4 protein-coding genes are annotated in these 11,683 nt (G+C 50.0%); all 4 read left to right on the top strand.

Translation table 11 applies throughout. The annotated features are described in order from the left end of the window. Positions 1-6 precede the first annotated feature (6 nt). The 4 genes from AC53GJ_RS12470 (at position 7) to AC53GJ_RS12455 (ending at position 11,677) form a co-directional block, all read left to right on the top strand. Complete coding sequence (locus AC53GJ_RS12470) at positions 7-474, top strand: hypothetical protein (RefSeq protein WP_496728028.1); 468 nt, start codon at positions 7-9, stop codon at positions 472-474. A 243-nt stretch (positions 475-717) separates the two neighbouring features. Further along, a complete protein-coding gene (locus AC53GJ_RS12465) occupies positions 718-10,404 on the top strand; it encodes an Ig-like domain-containing protein (RefSeq protein ID WP_496728027.1) in 9,687 nt (3,228 codons plus the stop codon). Beyond that, on the top strand, positions 10,401-10,814 hold the full coding sequence (locus AC53GJ_RS12460) for a hypothetical protein (RefSeq protein WP_496728026.1): 414 nt from the start codon (positions 10,401-10,403) through the stop codon (positions 10,812-10,814). Before AC53GJ_RS12465 ends, AC53GJ_RS12460 begins: the two co-directional genes overlap by 4 nt. Further along, complete coding sequence (locus AC53GJ_RS12455; RefSeq protein ID WP_496728025.1) at positions 10,811-11,677, top strand: hypothetical protein; 867 nt, start codon at positions 10,811-10,813, stop codon at positions 11,675-11,677. The genes AC53GJ_RS12460 and AC53GJ_RS12455 overlap by 4 nt, the downstream gene beginning before the upstream one ends. Positions 11,678-11,683: the final 6 nt, after the last annotated feature.

Raw genomic sequence — 11,683 nt, 5'->3', positions numbered from 1 at the left:
CAAGACGTGATTTATCTATCGATTATTGAAGATGATAAAAATATAGCTAAAAAGTATCTAAATATGGCTTTTGCAGTTTCTCTGATGTTTTTTTTAATTATTTTTATAATCTCGCAAAATCGACCAGTGAGTTATTTTTTTTATTTATTACCTGGGATCGCTTTTGCTTTTTGTTACATGTTGTCAGTTTTTTATAAAAAACGAGACAAGGTAAATTCTGTTTTTATTGATGATTTCAAAGCAGAGTTTATGGTTAATGGTGTACTAAAGACTTTTAATTTGTCTGATATTACCAAAATATCGATGTCGGTAATAAAATCTTCTCAGGAGCATTATTTTGATTTTTATTTGCATACATCTGATGCGTATTTTTTGGTGCCGAGGCTTGAGTCTGTAACTGATATAAAAATAATAAAATTATTGGTTTCGTTAAATAAAAAAATTGATGTTAGTGAGATTGAAAAACATATCTAATTAAGCACGCAATGGCGAGTTTTATGGATTCAAACATCCGTTACTCGCACATTTTTTCTTTGCCGACTCTGTAATGACGTGATGAAAGTTGTGGCGAATTTTCTGCAAAAATTTTTTCGCGCAGTCTATTCCAAATAGAGTCAACTTTGGCGTTTATTCAATTGTTTTGCTGATCCTGTCGTCGTTAGGGGGGCACAAATTGAGTAATGTAGCCTTTAAAATTAGCAAAATGGATTATGCATTATGAAAAACATCACTTTATTGGTTGTTTCATTATTGACGCTAAGTTATTCAGTGCAGGCCGCAGTTGAGCTGAATGAAAAGTGTGTCGTCAATATCCTGAACCGAACCATTCAGGTCAGTAAAGATGGTGGTTGGGCTTTGCCCAACGTGCCTGTCAACATGGGCAGGATCCGGGCCAGAGCCACCTGTTTATTAGATGATGGCAGTACCATTTCTGGCCAAAGTGATTATTTTACCTTGGCCAACAATCAAATAACCGATGTTGGAGCCATCAACTTTATCGAACCGGAAAAAATTCCGACTGAAATCAATTTTGCCGGTAACTTATTGCTGGAATTTGCCAGCATCGGCAAAACTCAGCAGTTACAAGTACAGGCCAGTTATAAAGACGGCCAGACTAGGGACGTCAGTTCTGCCAGTGCCGGGATGAACTATGCCACCACCAATCCTCAGGTTGTGACTGTCAGCCCTGATGGGCTGCTGACCAGTCGTGGTAATGGCGTCGCTTTTATCAATGCACGTAAAGATGGTGTTTTAGCAACTTTGCGGGTGCAGGTAAAAACTGCAGGCGACAAGGACGGCGATGGTTTACCGGACGAATGGGAGTTGGCTAATGGCTTGAATCCGGCCGATCCGGTTGATGCTTTTGAAGACAAAGATAAAGATGGCTTGTCGAACCTGGCGGAGTTTAATGCTGGCACCAACCCAAGCACTGCTGATACTGACTTAGATGGGATCAGCGACTTTAAAGAGCTTAATGAGTACCAGACCAATCCAGTGTTGGCGGATACGGATGGCGATGGCCTGAATGACCAGGTCGAAATTTTGACCCAGACCGATCCAAATAATGCCGGCAGTGTCGATTATCGCAAAGCTGTGCGGGCATTGCGGGTGACGCCACCGACGGTGTTACTGACATTTAGCGGGGTCGATACCGAAGTCAGCACCCAGTTGAAAGTGACTGCGACTTTGCTTGATGGCTCACAGCTTGATGTCACATCTTCCAGCCGTGGCACCCGTTATAGCTCCAGCGATTTATCTGTCATTAGTTTTGGGACTGAAGATGGTAAAATTTTTGGCGGACAGAGTGGTAATGCGGTCGTCACTATTCGCAATGGTGATATCAGTGTGGCACTGGCGGTGGTGGTCGAAAGCTTTTCGCCCAGTGCATTGGCTGCCATTAACATCCCGGGATATGCCAACAATGTTGATGTCGCTGGTGATTATGCCTATGTAGCAGCGGGTCAGGCCGGTTTGCAGATTATTGATGTCAGTAATCGAAGAGCACCGCAGATTGTCGGTCAATTAGACACTGATGGGGTGGCCATTGATGTCAAAGTGCGGGGCGATTTGGCCTATGTTGCCGATGGTGACAAAGGTCTGAAAGTCATCAACGTCGCAACGCCGGCTGCACCTGTGTTGTTGTCGGCGCTGGATACGGACGGGGTGACGCAGGATCTGCAACTGGCTGGGCATTATGCTTATCTGGCCAATGGTAGCGCCGGGATTGAAATCGTTGATGTGACCAATCCGTCCGAGCCTGTTTCTGCCAGCAATCTGACGGGGCTGGGTACTGCGTATGGACTGGATGGGGACAGTAATCTGCTGGTGGTGGTGGCAGGTTCAGCCTTGGTCTCGGTTGATGTCTCAGATAAACTGGCTCCAGCCCGCTTGGGCAGTGTCAACCTTGGTCAGGTGAAAGATGTCGCTTTTGATGGTTCTTATGCTTATGTCGCGGCTTACAGTAATGGTTATCGGGTGGTTGATTTAACCAATCCGGCTCAGCCGCGGGTGACAGGTGGTGACGCTGCTATCGTGCCACGGGATGTGGCCCTGACCAATGGACTGGCATTTTTTGCTGAACAACTTTTCCCGAATGTCACGGCTTACGTCAATATTGAAGATCCGGAGCAGCCTGTCTTTCAGGGTACTATTGATTTAAGCCGGTTTGGTGATTATGCCGGTACTGGTATTGCACTGGATGGTTCTTACGCCTACATCACCGAAGAATCTTTTGTAGTTGGTCAGGATTACGGCACATCCGGCAATACTAAATTGTTTATCGCTCAGTATCGGATGCTCAATGACACCGCCGGAGTTTCACCCGAAGTTGAGTTAAAGGCGCCAGCACAGGGCGATGTGGTGGTCGAACGGCAGAATGTGTTGCTCAGTGCTACCGCCAACGATGATGTCGCGGTACGGCAGGTCGATTTTCTTATCGATGGAGTGCTGCTCGGCAGTGATACTTCAGCACCTTATGTGTATCCGTGGCAGGTACCTGGTGAAAAACGTTTTGTTAATGTGCAGCTGCGTGCCTGGGATTTGGGGGGCAATTCAACATTATCTAGCCAAGTCCGGCTCAATGTGCAGCCAGATAAAGATGCGGATGGTCTGGGTAATGATGATGAGGCAGACAGGCATGGGACTGATCCAAACAATCCGGACACTGATGCGGATGGATTGTCAGACGGTCGTGAAGTGGCCATTGGTACCAATCCACTGAAAAAAGATACCGATGATGACGGTATCGCAGATGCCACCGAGTTAGCCCAAGGCACCAACCCGCTTGATCCTGATGTGACAGCGCCGGTGGTGGAATCAACCAATCCGACCAATGACAGCGTCAATATCCCTGAGAATCAGGGGATTGCGATTTTATTTAACGAGCCATTACAACGTAAGTCCGTCGTCGATGGCGTCGTTACTTTAAAACAGCAAGGTGCTTTGGCCATTGCAGGCAGTATCAGATTACAAAAAGCAGGGCGTGAACTCTATTTTACCCCTGCTTCCTTGTTGCAGGATTTTACTCAGTATCAAGTCACAGTGGCAGGCGTGCGTGACAATGCGGGCAATCTGTTGGCGCAACCTTATCAATTTAGTTACACCACGGGTAATTATGAAGATACGGTCAGGCCAACCGTCAGTGCTATTACGCCGCAAGCTGGGGCCACCGATGTGCCACTGAATGCGTTGCTGACGCTATTGATGAGCGAGCCGATTAATCCTGATTCGGTGAATGCAACTCGGATCTATCTGACGGATAACACCACAGGCCAGCGGATCGATGGAACTTTATCGGTCAGTGAGGATAACTTATCAGTGCATTTTGTACCTTCCAGTGCATTTGTGGCAGGTCGGCAGCATCAGCTTTATGTCAGTGGCATCCGTGATTTATTCCAAAACGAAATGTATGCCAATTACTACTATTTCACCACCAACTTTGCCGCAGATGGTCGGGGACCCCAATTAATTGCCCAATCCATCCCAGCAGGTGCGACTGAGCTGGCGCTGAATAGCAGATTTCAAGCGCTGTTTGACGAACCATTAAATGTTTTATCCATGCGTCAGTTGCGTTTGTTGCAAGATGGGGTCGAAGTCCCTGCCAATCGCAGCATCAGCAATAGTAATAGGTTGTTAACTTTAACACCTCTGGCGCCATTACAACCGGACACTGATTATGTGCTTCACATCGGCGCAGTGACTGATTTAACGGGCAATGTGCTGGCACAGGAAAAACTGATCCAGTTCCGTACCGGTCAGCAACAGGATACCACTGTTGCATCTGTCAGTACTGTCACGCCTGTCAGTGGTGCAACGCAGGTTGGCTTACAAGCAAAAATCCAGTTGGTCTTTTCTGAAGCCATTGATGTTGCCAGTGTATTTGGCAGCGCCATTCGCTTATACAACGAAAATGAAAACCGGGATGTCGCCTTTCAGTTGCAATTCAGTGCCGATGGCAAAGTGGCGACTATCACGCCACAGCAACAACTCAAAGCCAATCAGCGTTATGCAGTTTATACCAGTTACAATCAAACCTTCTATGATGTAGCGGGTAATGCCGTTCGTAACCATACCATGAGTTTCACCACTGCTGGATTACCGGATCAAGCGGCACCCCAGATCCGTGCGCAAAGTTTCACTGATGGTGCTGTCGCCATTCCAGTGAATGGCCGATTGTTAATCCAATTTGATGAGCCGCTCAATCCGCTATGTCTCAATACTAATACCATTAGCCTCAGCAGTAACGGTGAAGTGCAGCAGGTCAATTTCAGTCTGAGCGCTGATCGGCGCCAGGTCACATTCACCGTGCCAGGCATGGCAGCCAGCCGCCAGTACCAACTGATACTTGATGGCCTTTGTGACAATAGCGGCAACGCGATGAACCGGCAGCAACTACAATTTCAGACCAGCGATCAAGTTACCCCGGATAGCATCAAGCCAGCTTTAGTTAGCATGTCACCTGCCCATCAGAGTAGTAATGTTGATCCGGATAGCGCGATTGTGCTGCAGTTTAGTGAGTTGATTGATCCCGTATTGCTGACAAATCTGCAGGTGACTGCGTCAGGTGTGTCGGGTCAAATTGCTGGTGCATGGCAAGTTGAAGGCAGTCAACTGACATTTACGCCGCTGCAGGGTTATCCGTCCGAGGCGCAAATTACTGTTTATCTGTATGGTTTGACTGATATCGCCGGTAATCAGATGAATAATACCACGCGTAATTTCCGTGTCAGCAGCCGGCAAGATAGCACGGCACCGAGCTTAGTGCTGGCAACGCCGGGCAATGGTCAGATGGATATAGGGCCCCATACACCTATTGTACTGACCTTTTCTGAATCCATGCGGGAAAATACCATCAATAATAACAATTTAATGTTGTTTATAGATGGCAACCGGGTAAATCCGTCGATTTATCGCAGCAGTGATAACCGTATCCTGACGCTGGAAAGTACCTTACCATCCGCCAAATCCGTCAGTGTGGTGTTGACCAATAACCTGATGGATCTAGCGGGGAACAGGTTGGCCAATACCGTGTTTACTTTCCAAACCGCCGTTATCAATAATGATACGCAGCGTCCGTCAATCGCACGGCAAAGTCCACTGAATGGTGCCGGTAATGTATTGCCTCCTGAGAAAATTTATCTGTATGCTAACAAGGAGTTGGCAGGCAGTATCACTGATGGCAGCCTGTATGTCGCGGCCAATGGTATCGCACTTCGCGGGCGCACGACCCTTGATGCGGAAAATCAAGCCTTGGTGTTTGAACCGCAATCACCGCTACCAGCCAATGCGCTGATTGAAGTCTTTATCCCTGAACAGTTACGCGACCGCAACGACAATTTGCTGTACAGCTATCGGGGCAGCTTTACCACGGGCAGCAGTCAGGCGTCTGTGCCGGGCCGTGCACCTGTGCTGCAAAATTATTTCCCGGCTTGGGGCTCAGTGCTCGAAATCAGTAATCCGCAGCTGGATTTAGTGTTTGACCAGCCACTGGATGGTCGTACCGTCAATGCCAATACAGTGCAACTCAGACCGGATTACTCCGGGGCAGTGGTACCGGCTGATATCATACTCAGTGCCGATGGTCGCCGGGTCTCCGTTAAACCAACACAACCGCTGAGTGTCAGCCGTAATTACTACCTGCGGGTGTTGACTGGCTTGAAAGATGTGGATGGTGATGCCATCGGCGGCGAAACCTACAGCTATTTCAATACTGCGGCGCAACTGGTGGTCGACGATCAACAACCGACGCTGCAAGCCAGCAGTCCGGCTGATGGCCAGCAGCAAGTGCCTCGTAATGTGGAAGTGCACGCTCGTTTTGACGAGCCGGTGAACCCGCTGTGGACAGATGTGGCGGCAGCCGATGAGATCCAATTCCTGGTTGGTAACCGCGAGTTGCGCTGGCGTAAAACGGGATTACAGCAGGCGGACACAGTGGTGACTGAATCTTTTAGCAGTATCCGTGATGCAGCGGGTCATCCACTACGCAGTGCAGCGCTGAGTTATCGGACCCTTGGTGGTTTGGATGTGGCAGCGCCGCAATTATTATCAATCAATCCGCCATCTGGCAGTCAGCAGGTGCCGGTGAATACGCCGTTACGTCTGGTATTTAGTGAAGCCGTGAATCCATTGAGTTTAGCGGGCGATGGGCTGCAGGTGCTTGATTCGCAAACGGGGATCAGAATAGCGGGCACACTGGCGCTCGGCAGTTCAGGGCGCGAGGCGGTGTTTACCCCGGCAGAAAGTTGGGCAGTGAATCGCACTGTGCAGCTTTACTTGAACTATTTCCGTGATTTAGCGGGTAATCCAAGTTCATGGTGGTCAGGAAACTTCACGGCTGCAGCGCAGGCGGATAGCACGGCACCGCAGGTTGAGCTGATGTCAGTGCGGGAAGGCGAGCAAAATGTGCCACAAAATGCCCGGTTACGAGTTAAATTTGATGAGGCAATGAACCCGCAAACTGGGCTGGGTGCTCGCTTATTACTGCAAGGTCAAACTGTTGCAGTGCGGCAGGAGTGGAGTGCGGATCGTCGTTTGCTGACATTGACGCCGTTGGCGCTGCTGGAACAACACAGTACTTATGATCTCAATCTGGCCGATCTGCAGGATATTTCCGGCAACGCAGTGACAACGCAAACCAGACAATTTACCACCGGTAACAGGGTCGATTTGGATATAGACAATGTCACGCAGATTAGTCCTGCCGCCGGAAGTAGCAATGTCGCGCAGAACGCTCTCATCGAGGTGCAGTTTAGCGCCGCGATCGATGACAGCACGCTGGGCAATAGAAGTATGACCTTGTCAAACGATAGCGAAGGTCGTGAAGTGCCCTTTACATATCTGGTCAGCCCGGATCGGCTGAAACTCACACTGAAATCGGTCGAGCAATTAGCGGCCAACCAAAGATACAGCCTGACGTTGAGTTATCAGCAAAACTTTTATGATATCGCCGGTAATGCGGTTCGTTATTACACCATGTCTTTTACCACAGGGAACAGAGTAGATCAGAGTGCACCTGTTGTGATCAGGCAAAGTTTTGCTGATGGTGCCGCCAATATCCCGGTGAATGGACGTTTGGTACTGCAATTTGATGAGGTATTAAATCCGGCTTGTCTGGCTGGCAATACCGTCCAATTGCTGGATGTCGGTACTGGCGCGACCAGTGCGATCACGGCTGTCCTGAGCACAGATCGGCGCTCATTGGTCGTGACTCCGGCAGTGCTTTCAGCGAGCGGCAACTACCAACTGACATTCACCGGACTGTGTGACGCCAGTGGTAACATCATTGCTCCACAACAAGTGGCCTTTACTACCAGTGCAGTGACCCAACCTGATCTGGTCAGACCGGTGTTGCAGAGTATGTCACCGCAGCATCAAAGCACCAATGTCGATCCAGACAGTGCCATCTTGCTGCAACTCAGTGAAGAGATAGATCCAACGCAATTGTCCAGTCTGCAGGTAACAGCGTCTGGCGTCTCTGGTCAGATTGCCGGCGAGTGGCAAGCGCAGGGCAGTCAATTAACGTTTATCCCGCAGCAAGGCTATCCATCTGAAGCACAAATCACGGTGTATTTATACGGTCTTACTGATTTAGCGGGTAACCAGATGAGTAATAGCACGCGCAATTTTAGGGTGGGAGGTCGGTTGGATAACACAGCGCCAAGGTTGATATTAACGACGCCGGTCAATGGTCAGATGGATATCGGGCCGCACACACCTATAGTGCTGACTTTTTCTGAATCCATGCGGGAAAATACCATTAACAGTAACAATCTGATGTTGTTTATTGATGGCAACAGGGTGAATCCGTCGATTTATCGCAGCAGTGATAACCGAGTTCTGACGCTGGAAAGTACCTTAGCATCGAGCAAATCAGTCAGTGTAGTCTTGACGGATAACCTGATGGACCTGGCGGGGAACCGGCTGGCCAATACCGTGTTTACTTTCCAGACCGCCGTTATCAATAATGATAGGCAGCGTCCGTCAATTGCGCGGCAAAGTCCGCTCAATGGGGCGAGTCAGGTGCGCTCACCAGAGCGGATCTACTTGTATGCCAATAAAGAACTGGCGGCTAATTTACCGGCGGTCGCGGTTGAAGTTTCCGCTAATGGCCGTTTGGTCAGCGGTCGGACTGAGCTGGCTGCCGAGCAACAGGCGTTGGTATTTATCCCTGACACGGCTATTCCCAATGACGCCACTATCGATGTTTGGGTGCCAGAACAGTTACGCGACCGCAATGACAATTTGCTGTACAGCTATCGGGGCAGCTTTACCACGGGCAGCAGTCAGGCGTCTGTGCCCGGCCGCGCACCTGTGCTGCAAAATTATTTCCCGGCTTGGGGCTCAGTGTTCCAAATCAGCAATCCGCAGCTGGATTTAGTGTTTGACCAGCCACTGGATGGTCGTACCGTCAATGCCAATACGGTGCAACTCAGACCCGATTACTCCGGAGCAGTGGTACCGGCTGATATCATACTCAGTGCCGATGGTCGCCGGGTCTCCGTTAAACCAACACAACCGCTGAGTGTCAGTCGTAATTACTACCTGCGGGTGTTAACTGGCTTGAAAGATGTGGATGGTGATGCCATCGGCGGCGAAACCTACAGCTATTTCAATACTGCAGCGCAACTGGTGGTCGACGATCAACAACCGACGCTGCAAGCCAGCAGTCCGGCTGATGGTCAGCAGCAAGTGCCTCGTAATGTGGAAGTGCACGCTCGTTTTGACGAGCCGGTGAACCCGCTGTGGACAGATGTGGCGGCAGCCGATGAGATCCAATTCCTGGTTGGTAACAGTGAATTGCGCTGGCGTAAAACGGGATTACAGCAGGCGGACACAGTGGTGACTGAATCTTTTAGCAGTATCCGTGACGCAGCGGGTCATCCACTACGCAGCGCAGCGCTGAGTTATCGGACCCATGGTGGTTTGGATGTGGCAGCGCCGCAATTATTATCAATCAATCCGCCATCTGGCAGTCAGCAGGTGCCGGTGAATACGCCGTTACGTCTGGTGTTTAGTGAAGCCGTGAACCCATTGAGTTTAGCGGGTGATGGACTGCAGGTCTATGATGCACAAACAGGCAACAGAATAGCGGGCACACTGGCGCTTGGCAGTTCAGGGCGTGAGGCGGTGTTTACCCCGGCAGAAAGTTGGGCAGTGAATCGCACTGTGCAGCTTTACTTGAACTATTTCCGTGATTTAGCGGGTAATCCAAGTTCATGGTGGTCAGGAAACTTCACGGCTGCAGCGCAGGCGGATAGCACGGTACCGCAGGTTGAGCTGATGTCAGTGCGGGAAGGCGAGCAAAATGTGCCACAAAATGCCCGGTTACGAGTTAAATTTGATGAGGCGATGAATCCGCAAACCGCGCAGGGGGCCAGTTTATGGTTGCAAGGTCAAGCTGTTGCTGTACGGCAGGAATGGAGTGCTGATCGTCGGCTATTAACGCTGATCCCATTGGCATTATTGACGGCAAATAGCAGTTACAGTCTCCAGTTGCAGGGTATGGAGGATATCGCCGGTAATGTGCTGCCAGATCAGCAACGCAACTTTGTCACTGGCAATAGTTTCGATTTACAGGCTGATCAGGTGTTGTCGTCTGTGCCTGGCAATGGGCAAACTCAGATTGCGCTGAATGTAACACCGGAAATCAGCTTTAGTGGCGCGATAGATACCACTACGGTCAATCCATCGTCGGTGCGTTGGTATGATTCGGTCGAAGGTGTGGATATTAGCTGGCAGCCGGAGTTTTCTGCCGACCGGAAAATGCTGAAACTTCTGCCTGCAGCTGCCCTGCGGCCCAACCGCCGTTATTATCTTTATCTGAGCTATAACCAAAGTCTGCAGGATATTGCCGGTAATAATGTGAATTACCGAATTTTTGAATTTACCACAGGAAATCAGCCATGAAGACAGGGATCAAGTTCAGCAATTACGTGATCGCCACTTTAACCATTGCTGTTGCGGCTGGCTGGTATTGGTGGCAGGTGCCATCATCACAGCCGACCACAGTCGTGGTGCAGCCACAGAGTAAAGCTGTGCAGGATGAGGTCGCAACAGCGCCAACGCTGTTCGGACCACAAATCGACGCCAGCGGCAAACCGGTTGAAAAGCCAGCTGCTGTGTTGGTGCTCGATGCCGGGCAAAGGAAGGAAACTACTGAGCGTTATCAACAGCTGGGCCAGGAGTTGCAGGCGTTGGGGCAACAATTGGACAAGGTGCTTGATGTGCCGGAACAACGCCAGCAAATTGAGCAGCAATATGCAGCCTTGACGGCTGAATACAATCAACTGGCGCTCAAACTGGCGGTTACACAATGAGTTGGTACCGGCTTATCCTGTGCTTGTTGGCTTGGTGCTTGCTCGGGCCTGTTGTTGCAGCAGAAAAAACGGCTTTGCCGCAGCCAGATCCGGTCGGGCACCGACAATTTTTATTGCGGCCTTACCAACCGGCAGCACCGTCAGTGGTGGTGTTTAAAGATCCGTTTTGTGGCTATTGCATCAAGGCGATGGCCAATTCGGCACAACTGGCAGCGTATAATGTGTATTTATTCTGGTATCCGATTTTTGGTACCTCCAGTGAAGAGCGGGTTCAGCAATTTTTTCGCTGTCAAAACCCAACGGGACCTTTGGTACAAAAAGCGATGTTGGCGCGTCAGGCGCCTGCTTGTGACGGAGATCTGCAACAACAGTTAGCACAGGTCAATCAGCAGATGGTTGACGCCTATCTGCCGGATGCGGTGCCAGCCTATTATCTCAGTGGACAACGTACCTACGCGGCTGAATTGGTGGCGTTGCAACAGCAAAAAAAACCGGCAGCTCAAGTGAAAGTACCATGGCAGCGTTATCGGAGCAATCTGGTCACGCCAGCGACGGGGGAGGATGATGTGGCGGTATTTTTGCCAGCCACTGCTGCCGAACAAAGTGTGTCTGCTTTGTTGGCCACTTTAGCCTCAGTCAAAACAGCCAGGGTGTATTTGTTTGCTGGCAGTACCGGGCAGCAGCAACAGATTTGTCAGTTGCAGGCACAATGCCAGCAATTGGCCTCACTGGACTACAATGCGGCCGAAGCCAGACTATTGTTTGGCCTGTCAACAGAGCAATATAGTGTGGTCCTCAATGGCACCCTGGTGGCTCCGTCGGCTTTACCCCTGCATTTGCAATTTTTACCGCTGCAGATCTGAGCGTTA

It is taken from the genome of Rheinheimera sp. B2H12 (assembly GCF_059620065.1).
The sequence above is the reverse complement of the archived record's forward strand: the minus strand, read 5'-3'. Positions and strand labels throughout refer to the sequence as shown.

Coding starts and splice junctions, on each gene's coding strand:
- AC53GJ_RS12465 (WP_496728027.1), top strand. CDS start 718: ATGAAAAACATCACTTTATTGGTTGTTTCATTATTGACGCTAAGTTAT.
- AC53GJ_RS12460 (WP_496728026.1), top strand. CDS start 10,401: ATGAAGACAGGGATCAAGTTCAGCAATTACGTGATCGCCACTTTAACC.
- AC53GJ_RS12455 (WP_496728025.1), top strand. CDS start 10,811: ATGAGTTGGTACCGGCTTATCCTGTGCTTGTTGGCTTGGTGCTTGCTC.